26 protein-coding genes are annotated in these 21558 nt (G+C 52.4%); 14 read left to right on the forward strand and 12 right to left on the reverse strand.

Annotated elements, in window-relative coordinates; genetic code table 11:
* Positions 1-7: 7 nt before the first annotated feature.
* The 7 genes from tusB to bfr all read left to right on the forward strand — a co-directional run bounded on the left by tusB (position 8) and on the right by bfr (position 5751).
* Positions 8-295, forward strand: coding sequence for a sulfurtransferase complex subunit TusB (gene tusB / locus HV229_RS01710; protein WP_016154764.1), 288 nt, complete (start codon positions 8-10; stop codon positions 293-295).
* A gap of 125 nt (positions 296-420) precedes the next feature.
* Complete coding sequence (gene rpsL / locus HV229_RS01715) at positions 421-795, forward strand: 30S ribosomal protein S12 (RefSeq protein ID WP_003023654.1); 375 nt, start codon at positions 421-423, stop codon at positions 793-795.
* 95 nt (positions 796-890) lie between these two features.
* Positions 891-1361 carry a 30S ribosomal protein S7 gene (rpsG, locus tag HV229_RS01720; protein WP_016154763.1) on the forward strand — a complete coding sequence of 157 codons (471 nt, stop codon included), beginning with the start codon at positions 891-893 and terminating at the stop codon, positions 1359-1361.
* Positions 1362-1457: 96 nt separating this feature from the next.
* Entirely contained in the window at positions 1458-3572 is a 2115-nt protein-coding gene (fusA, locus tag HV229_RS01725; RefSeq protein ID WP_016154762.1) for an elongation factor G, read from the forward strand.
* 69 nt (positions 3573-3641) lie between these two features.
* Complete coding sequence (gene tuf / locus HV229_RS01730; RefSeq protein ID WP_003031109.1) at positions 3642-4826, forward strand: elongation factor Tu; 1185 nt, start codon at positions 3642-3644, stop codon at positions 4824-4826.
* A 185-nt stretch (positions 4827-5011) separates the two neighbouring features.
* On the forward strand, positions 5012-5206 hold the full coding sequence (gene bfd / locus HV229_RS01735; RefSeq protein ID WP_003031111.1) for a bacterioferritin-associated ferredoxin: 195 nt from the start codon (positions 5012-5014) through the stop codon (positions 5204-5206).
* 71 nt (positions 5207-5277) lie between these two features.
* Positions 5278-5751: a bacterioferritin gene (gene bfr / locus HV229_RS01740; protein WP_016154761.1), complete on the forward strand. Its 474-nt coding sequence runs from the start codon at positions 5278-5280 to the stop codon at positions 5749-5751.
* Positions 5752-5788: 37 nt separating this feature from the next.
* Here the strand turns inward: bfr and HV229_RS01745 are convergent, their stop codons facing one another.
* Genes HV229_RS01745 through gspC form a run of 12 tightly spaced genes read right to left on the reverse strand, consistent with a single transcriptional unit; the run spans position 5789 to position 16556 of the window.
* Positions 5789-6568 (reverse strand): A24 family peptidase, encoded by a 780-nt coding sequence (locus HV229_RS01745; protein WP_181546779.1) that lies wholly within the window; start codon positions 6566-6568, stop codon positions 5789-5791.
* Positions 6565-7032: a type II secretion system protein GspM gene (gspM, locus tag HV229_RS01750; protein ID WP_181546781.1), complete on the reverse strand. Its 468-nt coding sequence runs from the start codon at positions 7030-7032 to the stop codon at positions 6565-6567. Before gspM ends, HV229_RS01745 begins: the two co-directional genes overlap by 4 nt.
* Positions 7029-8174, reverse strand: coding sequence for a type II secretion system protein GspL (gene gspL / locus HV229_RS01755; RefSeq protein ID WP_181546783.1), 1146 nt, complete (start codon positions 8172-8174; stop codon positions 7029-7031). The genes gspM and gspL overlap by 4 nt, the downstream gene beginning before the upstream one ends.
* 10 nt (positions 8175-8184) lie before the next feature.
* Complete coding sequence (gspK, locus tag HV229_RS01760; protein WP_049041703.1) at positions 8185-9171, reverse strand: type II secretion system minor pseudopilin GspK; 987 nt, start codon at positions 9169-9171, stop codon at positions 8185-8187.
* Complete coding sequence (locus tag HV229_RS01765) at positions 9168-9740, reverse strand: type II secretion system protein GspJ (protein WP_181546785.1); 573 nt, start codon at positions 9738-9740, stop codon at positions 9168-9170. The genes gspK and HV229_RS01765 overlap by 4 nt, the downstream gene beginning before the upstream one ends.
* Entirely contained in the window at positions 9724-10110 is a 387-nt protein-coding gene (gspI, locus tag HV229_RS01770; RefSeq protein WP_103767378.1) for a type II secretion system minor pseudopilin GspI, read from the reverse strand. The genes HV229_RS01765 and gspI overlap by 17 nt, the downstream gene beginning before the upstream one ends.
* Complete coding sequence (gene gspH, locus HV229_RS01775) at positions 10107-10598, reverse strand: type II secretion system minor pseudopilin GspH (RefSeq protein ID WP_181546788.1); 492 nt, start codon at positions 10596-10598, stop codon at positions 10107-10109. The genes gspI and gspH overlap by 4 nt, the downstream gene beginning before the upstream one ends.
* 5 nt (positions 10599-10603) lie before the next feature.
* Positions 10604-10996, reverse strand: coding sequence for a type II secretion system major pseudopilin GspG (gene gspG / locus HV229_RS01780; protein WP_047358922.1), 393 nt, complete (start codon positions 10994-10996; stop codon positions 10604-10606).
* Between the two features lie 54 nt (positions 10997-11050).
* A complete protein-coding gene (gene gspF, locus HV229_RS01785; RefSeq protein WP_049270602.1) occupies positions 11051-12262 on the reverse strand; it encodes a type II secretion system inner membrane protein GspF in 1212 nt (403 codons plus the stop codon).
* A complete protein-coding gene (gene gspE / locus HV229_RS01790) occupies positions 12259-13749 on the reverse strand; it encodes a type II secretion system ATPase GspE (protein ID WP_181546790.1) in 1491 nt (496 codons plus the stop codon). The genes gspF and gspE overlap by 4 nt, the downstream gene beginning before the upstream one ends.
* Before the next feature lie 6 nt (positions 13750-13755).
* Positions 13756-15708: a type II secretion system secretin GspD gene (gspD, locus tag HV229_RS01795; protein ID WP_249417797.1), complete on the reverse strand. Its 1953-nt coding sequence runs from the start codon at positions 15706-15708 to the stop codon at positions 13756-13758.
* Between the two features lie 50 nt (positions 15709-15758).
* Positions 15759-16556, reverse strand: a complete 798-nt coding sequence (gene gspC / locus HV229_RS01800; RefSeq protein ID WP_181546794.1) for a type II secretion system protein GspC — start codon at positions 16554-16556, stop codon at positions 15759-15761.
* 166 nt (positions 16557-16722) lie between these two features.
* Between gspC and HV229_RS01805 the strand changes: the two genes are divergently transcribed.
* From HV229_RS01805 to rplB, 7 genes are all read left to right on the forward strand, one after another.
* On the forward strand, positions 16723-18237 hold the full coding sequence (locus HV229_RS01805) for an AAA family ATPase (RefSeq protein ID WP_181546796.1): 1515 nt from the start codon (positions 16723-16725) through the stop codon (positions 18235-18237).
* Positions 18237-18620, forward strand: a complete 384-nt coding sequence (locus tag HV229_RS01810) for a hypothetical protein (protein ID WP_047501509.1) — start codon at positions 18237-18239, stop codon at positions 18618-18620. The genes HV229_RS01805 and HV229_RS01810 overlap by 1 nt, the downstream gene beginning before the upstream one ends.
* Before the next feature lie 206 nt (positions 18621-18826).
* Positions 18827-19138, forward strand: a complete 312-nt coding sequence (gene rpsJ / locus HV229_RS01815; RefSeq protein ID WP_001181005.1) for a 30S ribosomal protein S10 — start codon at positions 18827-18829, stop codon at positions 19136-19138.
* Positions 19139-19170: 32 nt separating this feature from the next.
* Entirely contained in the window at positions 19171-19800 is a 630-nt protein-coding gene (gene rplC / locus HV229_RS01820; RefSeq protein WP_003031117.1) for a 50S ribosomal protein L3, read from the forward strand.
* Positions 19801-19810: 10 nt separating this feature from the next.
* Positions 19811-20416 (forward strand): 50S ribosomal protein L4, encoded by a 606-nt coding sequence (gene rplD / locus HV229_RS01825; RefSeq protein ID WP_003031119.1) that lies wholly within the window; start codon positions 19811-19813, stop codon positions 20414-20416.
* Positions 20413-20715: a 50S ribosomal protein L23 gene (gene rplW, locus HV229_RS01830; protein WP_000617546.1), complete on the forward strand. Its 303-nt coding sequence runs from the start codon at positions 20413-20415 to the stop codon at positions 20713-20715. The genes rplD and rplW overlap by 4 nt, the downstream gene beginning before the upstream one ends.
* Before the next feature lie 17 nt (positions 20716-20732).
* Positions 20733-21554, forward strand: coding sequence for a 50S ribosomal protein L2 (gene rplB / locus HV229_RS01835; RefSeq protein WP_016154746.1), 822 nt, complete (start codon positions 20733-20735; stop codon positions 21552-21554).
* Positions 21555-21558: the final 4 nt, after the last annotated feature.

Consider the following 21558-nt stretch of genomic DNA (forward strand, 5'->3'; position numbering starts at 1 on the left):
GATACTCATGCTGCACACATTACATCGTTCCGCGTGGCTTACCGATTTCTCCTCTCTTCTTCGCCTGATTGGTAAAGACGATGAACTTTTATTGCTTCAGGATGGCGTGACCGCGGCAATAGAAGGAAGCCGTTTCCTTGAAAGTCTGCAAAATGCCTCCATTAAGGTCTATGTACTGGAAGAAGACATTAAAGCTCGCGGCTTAGGTGGTCAAATTTCAGACAGTGTCGTCAGGGTTAGCTATACTGACTTCGTCAGACTTACGGTGAAGCATCCCAGCCAGATGTCCTGGTAATTGTGGGATCGTTGTATATTTCTTGACACCTTTTCGACACCGACCTAAAATTCTGCGTCCTCATATTGTATGAGGTCGTTTTATTACGTGTTTACGAAGCGAAAGCTACAACCAGGAGCTATTTAATGGCAACAGTTAACCAGCTGGTACGCAAACCACGCGCACGCAAAGTTGCAAAGAGCAACGTGCCTGCACTGGAAGCATGCCCGCAGAAACGTGGCGTATGTACTCGTGTATATACTACCACTCCTAAAAAACCAAACTCCGCACTGCGTAAAGTATGCCGTGTGCGTTTGACTAACGGTTTTGAAGTGACTTCCTACATCGGTGGTGAAGGTCACAACCTGCAGGAGCACTCCGTGATCCTGATCCGTGGCGGTCGTGTAAAAGACCTCCCGGGTGTTCGTTACCACACCGTTCGCGGTGCGCTTGACTGCTCCGGCGTTAAAGACCGTAAGCAATCACGCTCCAAGTATGGCGTGAAACGTCCTAAGGCTTAATGGTTCTCCGTTAAGTAAGGCCAAACGTTTTATATTAATGTCAAACTAAACTCGTAGAGTTTTGGACAATCCTGAATTAACAACGGAGTATTCCCATGCCACGTCGTCGCGTCATTGGTCAGCGTAAAATTCTGCCGGATCCTAAGTTCGGATCAGAGCTGCTGGCTAAATTTGTAAATATCCTGATGGTAGATGGTAAAAAATCTACTGCAGAAACCATCGTATACAGCGCGCTGGAGACCCTGGCTCAGCGTTCTGGTAAAGATGGCCTGGAAGCTTTTGAAGTAGCCCTTGAAAACGTGCGTCCGACTGTCGAAGTTAAGTCTCGCCGCGTTGGTGGTTCTACTTATCAGGTTCCAGTTGAAGTCCGTCCGGTTCGCCGTAATGCCCTGGCAATGCGTTGGATCGTTGAAGCTGCTCGTAAACGCGGTGATAAATCCATGGCTCTGCGCCTGGCGAACGAACTTTCTGATGCTGCAGAAAACAAAGGTACTGCAGTTAAGAAACGTGAAGACGTTCACCGTATGGCAGAAGCCAACAAGGCGTTCGCACACTACCGTTGGTAATCCCTTCGGAGTTTTAGTCACCAGGCGGGCGCTTCTAGTAAGCAGCCCGCTTTGGGCTACTTAAATTGAACGCCTAAAAGATAAACGAGGAATCAAATGGCTCGTACAACACCCATCGCGCGCTACCGTAACATCGGTATCAGTGCGCACATCGACGCCGGTAAAACCACTACTACCGAACGTATTCTGTTCTACACCGGTGTAAACCATAAAATCGGTGAAGTTCATGACGGCGCAGCCACCATGGACTGGATGGAACAGGAGCAGGAGCGTGGTATTACTATCACCTCCGCAGCGACTACTGCATTCTGGTCTGGTATGGCTAAGCAGTATGAACCGCATCGCGTAAACATCATCGACACCCCGGGGCACGTTGACTTCACTATCGAAGTAGAACGTTCCATGCGTGTGCTTGATGGTGCAGTAATGGTTTACTGCGCAGTTGGTGGTGTTCAGCCTCAGTCTGAAACCGTATGGCGTCAGGCAAACAAATATAAAGTTCCACGCATTGCGTTCGTTAACAAAATGGACCGTATGGGTGCGAACTTCCTGAAAGTTGTTGGTCAGATCAAAACCCGTCTGGGCGCGAACCCTGTTCCGCTGCAGTTGGCGATTGGCGCTGAAGAAGCGTTCACCGGTGTTGTTGACCTGGTGAAAATGAAAGCCATCAACTGGAACGAAGAAGATGCAGGCGTAACCTTCACTTATGAAGATATCCCGGCTGACATGCAGGAACTGGCTGAAGAATGGCACCAGAACCTGATCGAGTCCGCTGCGGAAGCTTCAGAAGAGCTGATGGAGAAATACCTGGGTGGTGAAGAACTGACTGAAGAAGAGATCAAAAAAGCTCTGCGTCAGCGCGTTCTGAACAACGAAATCATCCTGGTAACCTGTGGTTCTGCGTTCAAGAACAAAGGTGTTCAGGCGATGCTGGATGCGGTAATTGATTACCTGCCATCCCCAGTCGACGTACCTGCGATCAACGGTATTCTGGACGACGGTAAAGATACTCCGGCTGAGCGTCATGCTAGCGATGAAGAGCCGTTTGCTGCTCTGGCATTCAAAATCGCTACCGACCCGTTCGTGGGTAACCTGACCTTCTTCCGCGTGTACTCTGGTGTGGTTAACTCCGGTGACACCATCCTGAACTCAGTGAAAACTGCACGCGAGCGTTTTGGCCGTATCGTACAGATGCACGCTAACAAACGTGAAGAGATCAAAGAAGTTCGCGCGGGCGATATCGCTGCTGCTATCGGTCTGAAAGACGTGACCACTGGTGACACTCTGTGTGACCCGGATCACCCGATCATTCTGGAGCGTATGGAATTCCCTGAGCCGGTAATCTCCATCGCGGTAGAACCGAAAACCAAAGCTGACCAGGAAAAAATGGGTCTGGCTCTGGGCCGTCTGGCTAAAGAAGACCCGTCATTCCGCGTTTGGACTGACGAAGAATCTAACCAGACCATTATCGCCGGTATGGGTGAGCTGCACCTCGACATCATCGTTGACCGTATGAAGCGTGAATTCAACGTTGAAGCGAACGTCGGTAAACCTCAGGTTGCTTACCGTGAAGCGATTCGCGCGAAAGTTACCGATATCGAAGGTAAACACGCTAAGCAGTCTGGTGGTCGCGGTCAGTACGGTCATGTTGTTATCGACATGTACCCGCTGGAGCCGGGTTCAAACCCGAAAGGCTACGAGTTCATCAACGACATCAAAGGTGGTGTAATTCCTGGCGAATACATCCCGGCCGTTGATAAAGGCATCCAGGAACAGCTGAAATCTGGCCCGCTGGCTGGTTACCCGGTTGTTGATCTGGGCGTGCGTCTGCACTTCGGTTCTTACCATGACGTTGACTCCTCTGAGCTGGCGTTTAAACTGGCCGCTTCTATCGCCTTCAAAGATGGCTTTAAGAAAGCGAAACCAGTTCTGCTTGAGCCTATCATGAAGGTTGAAGTAGAGACTCCGGAAGAGAACACCGGTGACGTAATCGGTGACTTGAGCCGCCGTCGTGGTATGCTTCGTGGTCAGGAATCCAACGTCACTGGCGTTGTTATCCATGCTGAAGTTCCGCTGTCTGAAATGTTCGGATATGCAACCCAGCTGCGTTCTCTGACCAAAGGCCGTGCTTCTTACTCCATGGAGTTCCTGAAGTACGACGATGCGCCGAACAACGTTGCTCAGGCCGTTATTGAAGCCCGTGGTAAATAAGCCACAGGATTAAAACCTAAGTCCCGTGCTCTCTCCCCAGGGGAGAGCACTATAGTAAGGAATATAGCCGTGTCTAAAGAAAAATTTGAACGTACAAAACCGCACGTTAACGTCGGCACCATCGGCCACGTTGACCACGGTAAAACTACCCTGACCGCTGCAATCACCACCGTACTGGCTAAAACCTACGGCGGTGCTGCTCGTGCATTCGACCAGATCGATAACGCGCCGGAAGAAAAAGCTCGTGGTATCACCATCAACACCTCTCACGTTGAATATGACACCCCGACTCGCCACTACGCACACGTAGACTGCCCGGGCCACGCCGACTATGTTAAAAACATGATCACCGGTGCTGCGCAGATGGACGGCGCGATCCTGGTTGTTGCTGCGACTGACGGCCCGATGCCGCAGACTCGTGAGCACATCCTGCTGGGTCGTCAGGTAGGCGTTCCGTACATCATCGTGTTCCTGAACAAATGCGACATGGTTGATGACGAAGAGCTGCTGGAACTGGTAGAAATGGAAGTTCGTGAACTTCTGTCTCAGTACGATTTCCCGGGCGACGACACTCCGATCGTTCGTGGTTCTGCTCTGAAAGCGCTGGAAGGCGAAGCAGAGTGGGAAGCGAAAATCATCGAACTGGCTGGCTTCCTGGATTCTTACATCCCGGAACCAGAGCGTGCTATTGACAAGCCGTTCCTGCTGCCTATCGAAGACGTATTCTCCATCTCCGGTCGTGGTACCGTTGTTACCGGTCGTGTAGAGCGCGGTATCATCAAAGTTGGTGAAGAAGTTGAAATCGTTGGTATCAAAGAGACTGCTAAGTCTACCTGTACTGGCGTTGAAATGTTCCGCAAACTGCTGGACGAAGGCCGTGCTGGTGAGAACGTTGGTGTTCTGCTGCGTGGTATCAAACGTGAAGAAATCGAACGTGGTCAGGTACTGGCTAAGCCGGGCTCTATCAAGCCGCACACCAAGTTCGAATCTGAAGTGTACATTCTGTCCAAAGACGAAGGCGGCCGTCATACTCCGTTCTTCAAAGGCTACCGTCCGCAGTTCTACTTCCGTACTACTGACGTGACTGGTACCATCGAACTGCCGGAAGGCGTTGAGATGGTAATGCCGGGCGACAACATCAAAATGGTTGTTACCCTGATCCACCCAATCGCGATGGACGACGGTCTGCGTTTCGCAATCCGTGAAGGCGGCCGTACTGTTGGTGCGGGCGTTGTTGCTAAAGTAATGAGCTAATTATTGATTAATTAGCTTTGAGCTTAAAAAGGGCGCTTCGGCGCCCTTTTTGCTGTCCGCTATTTAGCGGTTGTCATATTTATTCGCATTTTTCATTCATTCTCCCGCTGCGTAAATAGCGTTGTGCTATTGTAATCATAACTATTCTCATTTACACTTTGCGCAGAAATTGAACGGGAGCGATCATGTACGTTTGTTTGTGTAATGCGATAAGTGATAAAAAAATACGTCAGGCTGTTCGCCAGTTTCATCCTCAGTCCTTTCAGCAATTGCGTAAATTTATTCCTGTTGGAAATCAATGTGGTAAGTGCATTCGTGCTGCCCGCGAAGTCATGCAGGATGAATTAACGCAAATGCCAGAATTTAAAGAGATCGCCTAAGTCACACTCTTTTTTTTGACATCCCTGTAGCCCCATCTACGCTCTAAGAGTGGAAGCGGAGGGACTATAAAATGAAAGGTGATGTTAAAATCATAAATTATCTCAATAAACTATTGGGAAATGAGCTTGTCGCAATCAACCAGTATTTTCTCCATGCTCGTATGTTCAAAAACTGGGGACTGACTCGCCTCAATGATGTTGAGTACCATGAGTCTATCGATGAGATGAAACACGCTGATAAATATATCGAGCGTATTTTATTCTTAGAAGGGCTCCCAAACTTACAGGATCTTGGTAAGTTGGGTATAGGCGAAGACGTTGAAGAGATGCTGCAATCCGATCTTCGACTCGAACTCGATGGGGCAAAAGATTTACGTGAAGCCATTGCCTATGCCGACAGCGTCCATGACTACGTTAGCCGGGATATGATGATCGAAATCCTTGCTGATGAAGAAGGTCACATTGACTGGCTGGAAACGGAACTGGATCTGCTCCAGAAGATGGGGCTCCAGAACTATCTTCAGGCACAGATTCGCGAAGCGTAGACGCAAACTTTGCAGAGCGGCAGTCCTGCCGCTCCTTTCAGTACCCGATAACACCTGAGCTTTGCGCGCTGAAAATCAACCAGCCTGCCAGTCCAAGCCACGGACCGAACGCGATAAGCGGTATCGACGTCCTTCGGGTAAGGCGTAGGATCAGCCACCAGGCAATGCCCAGCAATGATGCAGCGAGTAAAATGGGCGGTAGCGCTGACCATCCACACCAGGCACCCATCGCCGCCAGTAGCTTAGCGTCACCCAGGCCGATGCCCTCTTTGCCCGCGATTATTTTGCATCCCCACCAGACCAGCCATAGCGTCAGATAGCCAGCGACAGCGCCGTACAGCGCGTCGGATAACATCTCTCTGTCGTAAACGCTGTGATACATCAGACCGAGCCAGAGCAGCGGCTGCGTCAGCACATCCGGCAGCAGGTACGTCCGGAGATCAATTTGCGCCAGCGCGAAAATAAACCAGAACAGCGTCATGATGGCAATCGCATCTGATATTGAAGAGACAAACGCGGCGCTAAGCGCAAAAACACAAGAACACGCCAGTTCAGTCAGTGGGTAACGCCATGAAATGGGCTGAGCGCAGGCCTGGCAACGCCCCCGCTGCCACAGCCAACTGAATAGTGGAATAGTGTTACGCACCGATAGCCTGTGCTGGCAGTGCGGACAGTGCGACGGAGGCCAGGCGATATTCCATGTTTCGCTGTGCCGATGCTCAATCATGATCGGCAGTCGATAAACCACTACATTCATAAAGCTGCCGACTATCAGCCCGACAAGCGCCATTGCTGCAATGTTAATGAGTTCCGTCATTTTCCCACCGGATAGAGTTCAAGGGCTTCCACCGCAATCTCCCCGGCGACCGGGCGGGCGCTAAACGTGAGTTGCGAAACCTGTATTCCCTCATTTTGTAGGGCATTAAGCCACGCAAATAATGGTTCGGTTTTAACAACGGGAAGCGAGATCGCAAAATGATCGGGAGTGGATGTCACAACGCTGATATTCAGACCTGCCTGCTGCGCGCTATGTTGTATCAGTGCCGGATCGGTCTTTGTGCCCGGTCTACTGGCAACTAATCCGCGACGCTGAATCGCCTCATTTACCCACAGGATCTCACTCCTGAGACGATCATTTTCCTCCCCCTGCTGTGCAATAGCGTTATCCAGGGGCTGAACCACGCCGTACCAGAATCCCGCCAGCAGACAGAAAATGGCGAGGAATATCAGACTGCGTTGCTCTCTGCCGTTTTTTTCACTCCACCAACTATTCATATTCATTTGCGCTCCTTCAGGGTCAGCCGGACGCTACCTGTCGTCCCTTCTGACGGTTGAGTCAGGATAAATTCGTCGTTTGTCTGCACCATAAAGCGGCGAAGATGTTCCGGATCGCGAACGTTGAGCGTCAGGGTAAAAAGGCGTTGTTCGAGCCGGTAGTTGACCTCGCGGATGGAAAGCCCCGGCAATGTGCTTAATCGGGTCTGAAGCTGAGTCAGTAACGTCAGCACATCCGGATAGCGATCCCTCGCGGACGATTCGAAGAAATATTTAAAATTGCTGTTGCGGTTATCTCCTGGGAAATAGCGGTTCCACAGGGTGGCACCTTCCGCTGAGAGTGCCTGTTTCTGTTGATGAAGCTGCCAGAGCATCACCCCTTTCAGCCCTGAGAAGAGCGCTATTGCCAGGGCAAATGTTGCTATGGCGGCATATTTCAGCAGACGCGGGGTCGGTTGTGTCGGGGGCAAAGGGCGGAAGCTGCCGTGTAATACGTTAATGTCCTGAATATTATCGCCATTGCAGGCGCACGCCAGCGGCGGCTGCCAGTCAAGGTACTCGACATGAGCGTGAGGCACAGGAAGCGGGCTGGCGCTGATGATTTTTTGCTCTGTATGGCTGGCGAGTAAATGCGTGAGCAGTGCTTCACTCAGCACGCCTGTTTTCCACGCGTCGTAACGGATTAACCATCGCTCATCTTGTTTTAGCAGACTCCAGCTATCCGTGACATACGGCAGCCAGAAACCATCCGGAACGATATACGTCAACGTCACGCCAGCTGTGCGGAAAGTCGTCAATAGATCGTTCAGCGTGGTCCTGGCGATCCCGGCGAGATGGAGCGTGTTTTCTTCTCTGGCGAGAACCGTCCAGTGCAGGCTATCTGAATCACCGACAACGGCGTCCTCCACCAGCCAGCCCAGCGTTTGTTCACTGGTTTTGTAGTTTTCCGTCGGTAATTCGACGCGACGAAAACAGAAATAATCAGGCGACAGGAACAGGCAGGCGTTACCGGCATCCGGCAGGTCGGCCAGCGCGTTTGGCTGGAGGTAATCCGCCTGTTCAACAATAACCGGAAGTTGTGCCTCGTTGGGGCAGCACCATTCCAGTTTTCCCGGCAGCGGACGTAGCAGTAATGTGTCTGGCGTCATTTAGTTCCCTTTAATGGTCGCGCGCCACGCTTTTGCGGGCTGTAATAAACAGAGCCTTTCTTTTGGGATCGTATTCCAGCTGGCTGATGGTGCTCCCGGCGCTATCGCCCTGTTCGATAGTCGTTTCAAGGCGGAAGTAACGACTGGTCGCCACCGCAATGCTTTTGAATGTGGTCTGCGACAGCTTATGAGCCGGATTATCCTTATCGAATGTCTTTAACAACGTCTCAATGCTGATTTTGCGTCCTTTGCGCGGGGTATCAAAAAAGCGCTCAATCTCGCGCGGCGGGACAGCATTATTGAGCATCGCCGCAAGCAACGGTGCATCTCGGCGCGTCAGGGTGTTGATGTTGATTTTTAGCTCATCATCAGGCAGTGCGCAGAGTAGCGGGGAGATTTGCTGGTAAAGAGAAAGCGTCATCCCTTTGATTTGTTTGAGCTCACTGATTGACCAGATACGTCGTCCGCCAATGGTGTGGGGGTCGTTACTTGTCTGGTAATACTCATTTTCGGCACCGGAGGCGCGTGGGATATCGTCGTTATCGATGTAGTCGGCGATAGCATCAACCAGCGCCTCAGCTTGGGCATTGGTGACGCCAACGTTGTCCAGCAGCGCCAGAAAGACGCTCACGCTGGCGGGCGGCTCTTTCATTCGATCGGTCGGGGCGTTAATCAGCGCATTAATGTTGTAACAGGCCTGCTCGTCAGATAGCTGCCAGCTAACAACATCGCCGCTGGCGAGCTGAATACGCTGCGGCTGCGCCCAGAGCTGCTCGTGAGTGAGGTATTTCTCATTATCCCGCAAATCCTGTTCAAGAATACGCATGGCCTGGCTTTCAGCCAGCTCTGCCAGCCAGTTTTGCTGTAGCCGCATCCGGGTGTAGCTGGTGCGTTTGAGGTTGATCTGGTAGCGCACGGTCATTTCGCTGGCCAGCGCCGCCATAATTGCCAGGATCATCAGCACTACCAGCAGCGCCACGCCCTTTTGCCGGGTCATTGCTGTTCTCCTGGCTGGCGGTTCTCTGGCAAGAGCGTCAGACGAGTTATCGTGCCGGAATCAGCAAGTTTAAGAGTGACTTCCATCGCGCCAGGAGATGGAGCTGTCGCCGTGTCCGTCCACGCTTTCTCTTTACTGTTGTAATAACGCAACGTGAAGGCGTTCACACCATTGAGCATCGGCTGAGTGATGGCCGCGGTTGCATCTTCCGGGTAGCGCCAGAGCGTGCGGTATAAAGTATGATCCTGCAGATACCACTGAACTCGCTGGATATCGGGCGCGCAGCAGGCGCCAGGATAACGGTTACTGCTGGCTGTCGTCAGCATCAGCGTCTCTTTTTCGCCCTGTAATTGGGTTACTGGCACCCGCTGACGGATATCTTTATCCAGCAAATTGACGGTACGCACGACAGCGGAAAAACGCTGCTGATGCTTTTTAGTCTGCTCGTTACTGTCAATTGTCGTCGTCAGCATCTGCGCCGTCAGCAGGCTGAGCATGGCGAACAGGGCAATAGCCAGTAAAACTTCCAGCAGGGTAAAGCCGCGCTGTTTCTCAGGGTGGGGAGACATTTTGCGGTCCTCCTTGCGGTGAGGGGATAAAGCGCTGCAGGCGGATCTGCTGTTTGTCCTCAAGAGCGACGTCTGCTGTCCAGGTGCTGAGGCCGGAAGCATCGGCGGGTGAGACTGTCAACGACCAGTCCCAGCGGCGTTTACCCATAATGCTGCTGCCTGTCGCTGTTTTAGCGGGGCTCTGCCCGGCCAGTTGATAGGTTTTGAGCACATTATCTGCTACCCAACCGGCAAGCACCTGTTCTTCCATTTTTGCGGTGGCGCTAACCTGACCGTGCAGGCTGTTGAGTAGCGCGAGAGAGCAGGTGGCGAAAATGAATATCGCCAGCAGCACTTCCAGAAGCGTCATTCCTGATTGCCTTTGGCTCATCGGCTTTCGCCTCGGGTGAGCACCAGCGGCAGCCCGCCAGTGCTGGCGAGCGTGAACAGCAGCGTATTATTTTTACGGCTGCGGATGTGTAGCGTAAACGGCGTAATTTCACCGTCCGGGTGAATCAGAATTTGCGGCGTGCCGACGGATTGCCTGGCGAGCGACGCCGGGAACAGAGCCACCTGCCAGTCATTTTCCCACTTGCCCGCGGTCGCCAGGCGATAGAACTGGGTTGGCGTCTGCCAGCGATTGCCAATCGGTGTGACGATGCGCCAGCCTTGTTCGCGGATCTCAATACCGGTACTGCGGTCCTCCATGGTTGACCAGTCAGCGGCATATTCAGTCAGTGCCGCCAACTGTTCGGCTGCAGTAATAGCTTTCGCAGTATCATTTTGTCGCCCGTAGGTCATCATCACCAGCGAGGCGCCAAGCGCGATAATCGTCAGCACCAGAATGACCTCCAGTAGCGTGAATCCCTTCTGCCTCATTCCGATTATTTCGCTTTACCCAGTTCCCAGTTAGTAATGTCGTCAGCGGTGCCGGGTTCACCGTCCTGACCCGCGGAGAGAATATCGTAATCGCCGTGTTCACCAGGGCTAACCAGCAGATACTCATTACCCCAGGGATCCTGTGGCAGACGCTTGATATAGCCCTTCGCGTTGTAATTTTCCGGGATTGGGCTGGCGGTCGGTTTTTCGACCAGCGCCTTTAGCCCCTGCGCCGTCAGCGGATAGCGATAGTTATCCAGTTTGTACATATCCAGCGCATTCTCCAGCGCCACGATGTCGCTGACGGCTTTCTGGTGATCGGCTTTGTCTTTATTGCCCATTAAACTGGGGACGACCAGGCTTGCGAGGATGCCCAAAATAACCAGCACCACCATCATCTCGAGCAGCGTAAATCCTCGCTGCTTATGTGCATCACTATTCACGTTTTGTCCTTAACTTACCAATGAGTTGAGTTGCAAAATGGGTTGCAGAACCGAGACGATGATGAACAGCACAATCATCGCCATCGTAATAATCAGCGCGGGTTCAAACAGCGCCAGCGTCAGCGCAATTCGGTTTTGTAGCAGTGTTTCCTGCTGGTCGGCGGCGCGCGCCATCAGCTCGCTGAGCTGGCCGCTTTTTTCCCCGGAGGCAATCATGTAGAGCATCATCGGCGGGAAGAGATCGCATTTTTCCAGGGCGAGATGAAAGCCTGAGCCCTGGCGCACGCGCTCAGCGGCCTGACCCAGCCGCTGACTAATTTCTCGGTTACCGATGCCTTCGGTTGCCAGCGTCATCCCTTCCAGCAGCGGAACGCCGCTGATATTAAGAATGCTCAGGGTGCGCAAATAACGGGCGCAGTGGATTGCGCGCAACAGGGCGCGACTGAGTTTGAAATCAAGAAGCCAGCGGTCAAGCAGATGCCGTTTGCCGGGGCGGGTGAGCCAGTGGCGAAACAGGAAAAAGGCAATCAGCAGCAATGCGATGACCCACAATCCGTAGTGGCGCATGGCACCACTGATTGCCAGCAACACGCGCGTGGACATCGGCAGCGCTTCTTTCATATGCAGAAACTGCTCCACGATTTTGGGCACTACTGTGGTGAGCAGGATAGCGACGACAGCGATCGCCACGCTGGTCAGCAGGGAAGGATAAATCAGTGACTGGATGAGTTTACTGCGTGTTGCCTGGCGTAACTCATTGTAGTCAGCCAGCTTTTCCAGCACACAGCCGAGCTGTCCGCTTTTTTCACCAGCTTTCACCAGCGTGCGGTAAACGGAATCGAAGATCCGCGGCCAGGCGGCCAGCGATTCGGAAAGCGTATGTCCGGCGAGGATCCGTTCGCGCAGGTCGTGTAGCACCAGCCCCAGTTTATTATTTCTGTTCTGCCGACCAATAACGAACAGCGCCTCTTCAAGCGGTAGCGAAGCGTTGGCCAGCGTGGCGAGCTGGCGGGTGAACAGCGCCAGTTCACTGCCGCTAAGCCGTAAACGAGGCGTTTTTTTTACCGTCCGGAACAGCGAAATGACCTTTTTCTCATTTAACACCAGCGGGTGCAGACCCTGGGCGCGCAGCGCCTCGCGCGCCTCTTTGCTGCTGGCGGCATCCAGCGTTCCACGGTGAGTCGTGCCGCTGTCATCCATTGCCTGCCACTGATATTTCATCGCGTATCCTCTTGCGCAGAGGTGACCCGCATGACTTCCTCAAGCGTGGTCTCGCCCGCCAGCACGCGCAGCAGGCCGTTCTCCCGCAGGCTCCGGCTTTGCTGGCGCAGGCACTGTTCCAGGGCGTGTTCATCGGCGTCGCGATGGATGATGCTGCGCATAGTTTTATCCACCAGCATAATTTCATGAATCGCCAGTCGCCCCTGGTAGCCAGTTCCACGACATTCGCCGCATCCGCAAGCCTGCCAGATTGCCTGAGCGGTGGGATCGAGCGCGTGCAGGGGGGATTTCTGAGAGTCAGGAATGGGAGCATGCGCGCGGCAGGCCGGACAGAGGCGACGCACCAGGCGTTGGGCGATAACGCCGCTTAGCGATGATGAGAGCAGGAAAGGTTCAACGCCCATGTCCCGTAATCGGGTGATCGCACCGCAGGCGCTGTTAGTGTGCAGTGTGGAAAGCACCAGGTGTCCGGTGAGCGATGCCTGAACCGCTATCTGCGCGGTTTCGGCGTCACGAATTTCGCCGACCATGACGATGTCCGGATCCTGGCGCAGGATGGCGCGCAGTCCCCTGGCGAAAGACATATCCACCCGGCTGTTTACCTGGGTTTGTCCGACGCCTTCCAGCTCGTACTCGATGGGATCTTCGACGGTCAGGATATTACGCTGGGGGGAATTCAGCTCGGCGAGAATCGCATACAGCGTGGTGCTTTTTCCCGACCCCGTCGGGCCGGTGACGAGAATGATGCCGTGCGGCTGCTGTACTAAACCCTTCAGCCGCAGGCTATCCACCGCCGATAACCCCATATTCTCCAGCGTCAGGCGCAGACTGTTTTTATCCAGCAGGCGCAATACAGCTCTTTCGCCGTACTGCGAGGGCAACGTCGAAACGCGGACATCAATATTTTTGCGTCCGAGGCGCAGGGAAATACGCCCATCCTGCGGCAGTCGTTTTTCGGCAATATCCAGCCGCGCCATGACTTTGATACGCGAAATCAGCAGCGGCGCCAGTTTTTTAGCGGGCTGAAGGACTGGCTTGAGGACACCATCGATACGAAAACGCACCACCAGCGATTTTTCGAAGGTTTCGATATGCACATCCGACGCGCCTTCCCTCACGGCTTCATGAAGAACCGCGTTGATCAGGCGGATAACCGGTGCGTCGTTTTCATCACTGAGCAGATCGGCATTGTCGGGTAACTCCTCGCTCAGCGCCGTCAGGTCGATCTCCTGATCGATATCCTGGGCAATCTGCCGGGACTCTCCGGCGCCGTGCTGGAAAAGTTGATCCAGGTGGTCGTCAAATTGCGCTGGCGTCAGGCGGCTGAAGCGCTGGCAGGCAACGCTGGCCTCCAGTACGTTTTCCAGCGGCGTGTCGGTGCGGTAGAACAATTCATCCGCCGCGACCGCGATACCAAATTTTTGCCCCAGCGCGTAATTAAGCGGCAGAGTATGCGGTGGCGGAATGCGTGTCCATAAGTCAGTCATGTTGGATCATTCCCGGAAGGGATTGCGCGATGGCTGGCCGTTGGGCGCGTCGGTCGGCACATCGAAATTCAGCTCTTTAAGCATCGGGCGTTCTTCATCCTTCACGCCAAGCAATCCACTGGATTGCTTATCAATACGCTGCTGCTGTAACTCACGAAATCGGGTGTACTTATCCTTTGAGAGCGAACGATAAACCTCGTCGTCGCGGATAATGGTCGGCCTGATAAAGACCATCAAATTGCGCTTCGCATTTTCCGTTGAGGTGTAGCGGAATAGCTGTCCGAGAACAGGAATATCGCCCAGCAGCGGTACTTTGGAAACCTGCTCTTTGCTTGAATCATCCAGCAGGCCACCCAGCACCACGGTTTCGCCGCTTTTGACCAGCACGGCATTCTGGATAGTGCGGGTGTTGAACGTTGGGCCGAGATCGCTGGCGTTACCGGAAGCGGTGTCGACGCTCGACACTTCCTGCTCGATCTCCATCAGCACCGCGTCGCCTTCATTGATTTGCGGTGTGACCTTCAGTTTGGTGCCGACGGTTTTACGTTCGACCGTATTAAAGACGTTGTCGCCGGAGGTCGTTTGCGAGCCGGAAAGCACCGGCACATCCTGGCCGACATTAAACGATGCTTCTTTGTTATCCAGCGTCACAATGCTGGGGGTGGCGAGGATATCGTTTTTGTTGTCGGAGGAGATCGCGGTGAGCAGGACGCTCCAGTCCCCCTCAAAGAAGCCCGTCGCCAGGCCGTTAAAACTGCTTAACGCGCTGGCGATAGGGTTGTCGCTGGTCATCGAACCATTTTTATCAAACTGGCGCGCGCCTCTTGAGGCGTCGAAAATCGGCAGCCCCGTTTTGGTAAACTGCTGACCGCCGACGTTGCTGTTGGCCCATTGCACGCCAAGATTCAGGCCGTTGCCATCCAGGACTTCCACAATGATGGCTTCAACCAGTACCTGTGCGCGGCGAATATCCAGACGAGCGATGACTTTTTCCAGCTCCTGCATGGTGCTCTGGTCGGCGGTAATGACCACCGAGTTGGTTTGTTCATCGGCGTTAATCGAGACATCCCGGGAAGGGGTAGCCACGCTCTGCGAAGACGACTGCTTGTCTTCCGTCAGTTTGGTTGACACGCCGGTCAGCACTTCAACGATTTTAGTGGCTTTGGCGTATTTCAAATAGAACACGCGAGTATTGCCCTGCGTGGTCTGTTCGATATCCAGTTTAGCGATTAAAGATTTCATCCGCTGGCGCACATTGTCCGGCCCGCTGATAAGAAGGGCGTTGGTGCGCTTGTCGGCGACAATTTTAGGCAGCAGGATCTGCGTTGGGTTTTCCTTTGACTCTTCGCGAATCAGGCTGTTAATTACATCAGATAAATCAACTGCCGAGGCGTAGCGCAGTTTGATAAGCTCACGTTCCTGAGTACCAATAACATCGACCCGTTTCACAACCTCAAGGATGCGATTGACTATATTGGCTTTGCCGGTGATCAACAGCGCATTAGAAGGATCATAGTGTACGACGTTGCCGATGCCGCCGCTGTCCATCATCTGGCGTAATAGCGGAGCCAGATCGCGTACCGGGACATTTTTCAGCGCCACGACGCGGGTGATAAATTCATCGCCGACCGCTGGTTGCGACTGTGCCAATACTTTCCCGGGCGCGGTCTTAAGCGTTGCGGAGCGAACAACCTTCAGCAGGCCGTTATCCAGGGTGATAACCGAGTAGCCGTAGATATCGAGAACGCTGAGAAAAAACTGGTAGTATTCCTCCTCGTTGAAACTGTCAAAGCTGCGAACGGAGATTTTTCCCTGGACGGACGGATCGATCAGAATGGTTTTGCCCATTTGCTTACTGACCGAGGTAATAAACTCCCGGAGATCCGCATCCTGGAAGTTTGCCGAATATTGCGCTGACATGGTTTGAAATGGAAAGGCGCAAAACTGTAGCGCCAATATCCATGCAGCCGTTTTTTTAATTCCTTTGCGCAATTTTGTCGTCCTTAAGGTTAATCATTCTCAGTAACGGATACATTCACCAGCGCTTCCTGACCGTTTCGTATTACGGTGAACTGGGCAGAGTTTAAGGTTACAAATTCCTGTAGTGCCGCTTTTGCTGACGCTTCCTGAGTTAGCGGATGGTTGTTCATTTTGATCGCAATATCGCCAGGCCTGAGTCCGGTTGCTATAAAACGTTCAACCGGACCACGGGCGTTTAATCTGACGCCCTGTAGCGCTTCCTGCTGATAGATAAAGTTGGTAATAATGATGTCGCTGAGGGAATGTGGCGCGCTGTCATGTGGCAGCGATGGTGCCGGTGCCCTGGAGGATATATCAGGCTCATCAATAAAAGCGATGCGTTGCCGGGAGCCATTGTTATCAATCGTCACGCTATTATTATCAATATCCGTAATTTTTACGTCAGGGAGATCGTCAAGCTTATCTCCGGTACTGTAAAATTTTGCTTTCTCATTAATGGTGATAATAGCCTGTGAACGTGTTTTTAGCGTGCTCGCAATAATGCCATTTAGCTGGAGATTGAGCATCGAATTTTTAATTGAAACATCTTCTTTATTATCAGTCGCATTTTCCCTACTGTTTTTCGGTAAATTCATTGGCAGCCTGAGGGCAACGGACGTTATTGAGTGACTGGTTTTGTTTTTCGTATTGGTAGAATCAATAAATAATCTATAGGCATATAACGAATGAATAATAACAATGGCACCGACAAAAAACATAACGCAGTACAGCACATCGTTACGCTTTCTCTTAAATATAAAGGTAAATTGCTTTGCGATAACATCCATTGTTAATAGCATGCCTGTTCTTTTCGGGAGAAGCATGATATAGGCTTACTTTCAGGTTTTCAATTTAATCGTCGGAACATGTCGTTTAATTCAAATATAAAAAATTGATAATATTTACCTGACATATAATGAGTTAAATGCCCGCATCAATTACTGGAACTTATCGATGACTGAACGCGAATTACCGTATGCAATTTACTCTTTTTCGCAACATACCCTTATCAAGAATATCTTTATTCATGAGCTGGGCGCTGGCGATGTGGGCGTATTATGCGGCAAACCGGGGTGTGGTAAATCGACGCTTATTTATCAGTTAGGTAAGAATTTTCCCGGCAGGGTAGTGGTGTTTACCGCCACCGGTTTCTCTGGTTTCTGTCAATTGACACACACGGCGTGTACGCACGGAAAACTCCAGCCAGACTGGCGAGATGTGAGAATTAGCCGTTTCTGGTCAACGCTGATGCCAGCCCTTAGTTTGGCAGCGCAACCAATAATAATTGTCATTGATAATGCTGACGCACTCGCCAGACATCTTCCGGCATTTGTCGATAATTTCCGTCATCTGGCGGCTTCATTTGCCGCTGGCGCCAGCTTGCTACTGGTGGGGGGCGAAGCGATCAGGCGTAACCGACGACTTAAACGGCGTGTTACGTTATCGGCGATCATCGCTGCGCCGACGGACGATGAATATCTTGATTTTATGCATCAACAGCAACTGTGTGAGGCGGATGGCGAGCCTGTGCGGATGCGTCATGAATTTGTGCGCAAAGCGGTTCGGGCAGTGCAGGGAAACCTGGCGTTGCTGAGGCGCATCGCCCGGGCGGCGAGAAAAATGGCAACGGACAGGCAAGCGGATGTGTTAACCGCTCAACAGGAAAAATTGTTGCTGGAAACATTTACTCTACGCTCTTGCGTATTGCGCAAGGGAATATTGCCCGGACTTTACGCTGCGCTGGCTTTGACGTTCGGCTGGCTGGCGGTCGATGTTTTTCCCCTTCAACTTCCTGTGCCCGCCGGGTTAACGGTGGCGATGACGCAAAAAAAGGAAAACCTGCCGGATATTAGCGATGCACGGGGAGGATTACGCGACGCCATGCAGCAATTATTCAGCGTCTGGGGATTCGACACAGCGCATGACGAGGCATGGTGTGACCAGGCTGATCGCGCTGAGTTGGTGTGCGAAAGCGGCAAGGAACGTTTAGATAACCTCATCAGGCGCGGGTTGCCGTGGATCGCGCATTTGAATATCGATAAACAACCGGTCTACGGTGTTGTGATGCGTGTATCAGGAAACGAGCTGGATCTTATCATTGATAATAAAACCTGGATCATCAGTCAGGAGTGGCTGGCGAAGCACTGGCAGGGAAATTATACCCTGATGCTCAATTTAACGCCTGACAGGAAAATGCAGATCGGTGAAAAGAGTCCGGCGGAAACCATCATCTGGTTTGATACGATGCCGCGCCGCGCGCTGGGTGTTCCCGGCGATAAATCAGGCTCATGGACGCCATGGTTAATCGAAAAGGTCAAAGCATTCCAGCAGCGGGAGAATTTGCCTGTGGATGGTAAGCCGGGAAAAGAGACGCTGATAAGGCTACGTCAGAGTCTTGGAGACGCGCCGGTATTAATCAATGAGGCGGCACCTGTGCTCACACATGTGTCATCTAAGGAGCGTGTGTGATGATGCACATCTATCAACCCATTGATGCGAAAACAGTGTCGAGTTGCCGCTGGCGGCAGGCGCTGCGTTCCTGTTGCTGGCTGTTGTGGGTCAGCCTGATGCTAATGTGCGGCTACTACGGACATTATGTCTGGCTGGTGCGCCATCCGACAACCGCCACGCAGGGAGTGCCCGATTCTCAGGCGTATCGACTCTCGGATGTGCATTACATTTTTAAGCGGAAACCTCTGCCGATACGCATCGATTTACCCACCCAAAACGAAGAGGGTGACAGTATGTTGGAAGAGATACCCTATGATGAAGCATCCGGGCAGGAAGCGCCGGATGGCGAAGTATTGCGCTCACGTGTGCAACAAGCGCTGAGAGAAATCGATGGCAAATAGCCATAATCACTTGCATCCGTACTGGCTATACGTATAATACGCCAGCCTGTCAAATCTGACGGGTAGTTCGATATGAACTGTGGCGGTTTACCGTCAACAACGCTCCCAATCAGGGGGCTACGTAAGAACGGTTACACTCTCCCATCAATCGTAATGGGTTTGAGGAGTAACTATTTCGTCTATAAAATAATTGGAGCTCTGGTCTCATGCAGAACCAAAGAATCCGTATCCGTTTGAAAGCGTTTGATCATCGTCTGATCGATCAATCAACCGCGGAAATCGTCGAGACTGCCAAGCGCACTGGTGCGCAGGTTCGTGGTCCGATCCCGCTGCCGACCCGCAAAGAGCGTTTCACCGTTCTGATTTCCCCGCACGTCAACAAAGACGCGCGTGATCAGTACGAGATCCGTACTCACAAGCGTCTGGTTGACATCGTTGAGCCAACTGAAAAAACCGTTGATGCTCTGATGCGTCTGGACCTGGCTGCCGGTGTAGACGTGCAGATCAGCCTGGGTTAATCAGGTCATCGAGCGATTGAGAGGTTGATACAATGATTGGTTTAGTCGGTAAAAAAGTGGGTATGACCCGCATCTTCACTGAAGATGGCGTATCTATCCCAGTAACCGTTATCGAAGTTGAAGCAAACCGCGTTACTCAGGTTAAAGATCTGGCTAACGATGGCTATCGCGCTGTTCAGGTTACCACCGGTGCTAAAAAAGCTAACCGCGTAACTAAGCCGGAAGCTGGCCACTTTGCTAAAGCTGGCGTAGAAGCTGGCCGCGGCCTGTGGGAGTTCCGCCTGGCAGATGGTGAAGAATACACCGTTGGTCAGAACATTAGCGTTGAACTGTTTGCTGACGTTAAAAAAGTTGACGTAACCGGTACCTCTAAAGGTAAAGGTTTCGCTGGTACCGTTAAGCGCTGGAACTTCCGTACCCAGGACGCTACTCACGGTAACTCCTTGTCCCACCGCGTTCCGGGTTCTATCGGTCAGAACCAGACTCCGGGCAAAGTGTTCAAAGGCAAGAAAATGGCAGGTCAGCTGGGCAACGAACGTGTAACCGTTCAGAGCCTGGACGTAGTACGTGTTGACGCTGAGCGCAACCTGCTGCTGGTTAAAGGTGGTGTTCCGGGTGCGACCGGTTGCGACCTGATCGTTAAACCAGCTGTGAAGGCGTAAGGGGATAGCAATGGAATTAGTATTGAAAGACGCGCAGAGCGCGCTGACTGTTTCCGAAACTACCTTCGGTCGTGATTTCAACGAAGCGCTGGTTCACCAGGTTGTTGTTGCTTATGCAGCTGGTGCTCGTCAGGGTACTCGTGCTCAGAAGACTCGTGCTGAAGTAACTGGTTCAGGCAAAAAGCCGTGGCGCCAGAAAGGTACCGGCCGTGCGCGTTCAGGTTCTATCAAGAGCCCGATCTGGCGTTCAGGTGGCGTGACCTTCGCTGCTCGTCCACAGGACCACAGTCAAAAAGTTAACAAAAAGATGTACCGCGGCGCGCTGAAAAGCATTCTGTCCGAACTGGTACGTCAGGATCGTCTGATCGTTGTCGAATCATTCTCTGTAGAAGCGCCTAAAACTAAGCTGCTGGCACAGAAACTGAAAGACATGGCTCTGGAAGATGTGCTGATCATCACCGGTGAGCTGGACGAAAACCTGTTCCTGGCTGCGCGCAACCTGCACAAGGTTGACGTACGCGATGCAACTGGTATCGACCCGGTTAGCCTGATCGCCTTCGACAAAGTCGTAATGACTGCTGATGCTGTTAAGCAAGTTGAGGAGATGCTGGCATGATTCGTGAAGAACGTCTGCTGAAAGTGCTGCGCGCACCGCACGTTTCTGAAAAAGCGTCTACTGCGATGGAAAAAACTAACACCATCGTTCTCAAAGTTGCTAAAGACGCGACCAAAGCAGAAATCAAAGCTGCTGTGCAGAAACTGTTTGAAGTCGAAGTCGAAGTCGTTAACACCCTGGTAGTTAAAGGGAAAGTTAAACGTCACGGACAGCGTATCGGTCGTCGTAGCGACTGGAAAAAAGCTTACGTCACCCTGAAGGAAGGCCAGAATCTGGACTTCGTCGGCGGCGCTGAGTAAGTCGGAGGAGTAATACAATGGCAGTTGTTAAATGTAAACCGACATCTCCGGGTCGTCGCCACGTTGTTAAAGTGGTCAACCCAGAGCTGCACAAGGGCAAACCTTTTGCTCCGCTGGTTGAAAAAAACAGCAAATCCGGTGGTCGTAACAACAATGGCCGCATCACCACTCGTCACATCGGTGGTGGTCACAAGCAGGCTTATCGTATTGTTGACTTCAAACGCAACAAAGACGGTATCCCGGCAGTTGTTGAACGTCTTGAGTACGATCCGAACCGCTCCGCGAACATCGCGCTGGTTCTGTACAAAGACGGTGAACGCCGTTACATCCTGGCCCCTAAAGGCCTGAAAGCTGGCGACCAGGTTCAATCTGGCGTTGATGCTGCAATCAAAGCAGGTAACACCCTGCCGATGCGCAATATCCCGGTTGGTTCTACCGTTCATAACGTAGAAATGAAACCAGGTAAAGGCGGTCAGCTGGCACGTTCCGCTGGTACTTACGTTCAGATCGTTGCTCGTGATGGTGCTTATGTCACCCTGCGTCTGCGTTCTGGTGAAATGCGTAAAGTCGAAGCAGACTGCCGTGCAACTCTGGGCGAAGTTGGCAATGCTGAGCATATGCTGCGCGTTCTGGGTAAAGCAGGTGCTGCACGCTGGCGTGGTGTTCGTCCTACCGTTCGCGGTACTGCGATGAACCCAGTCGACCACCCACATGGTGGTGGTGAAGGTCGTAACTTTGGTAAGCACCCGGTAACTCCGTGGGGCGTTCAGACCAAAGGTAAGAAGACCCGCAGCAACAAGCGTACTGATAAATTCATCGTACGTCGCCGTAGCAAATAATTTT

Origin of the sequence: Citrobacter sp. RHBSTW-00524 (assembly GCF_013747755.1) — a bacterium.
GTDB classification, from domain to species: domain Bacteria; phylum Pseudomonadota; class Gammaproteobacteria; order Enterobacterales; family Enterobacteriaceae; genus Citrobacter; species Citrobacter braakii.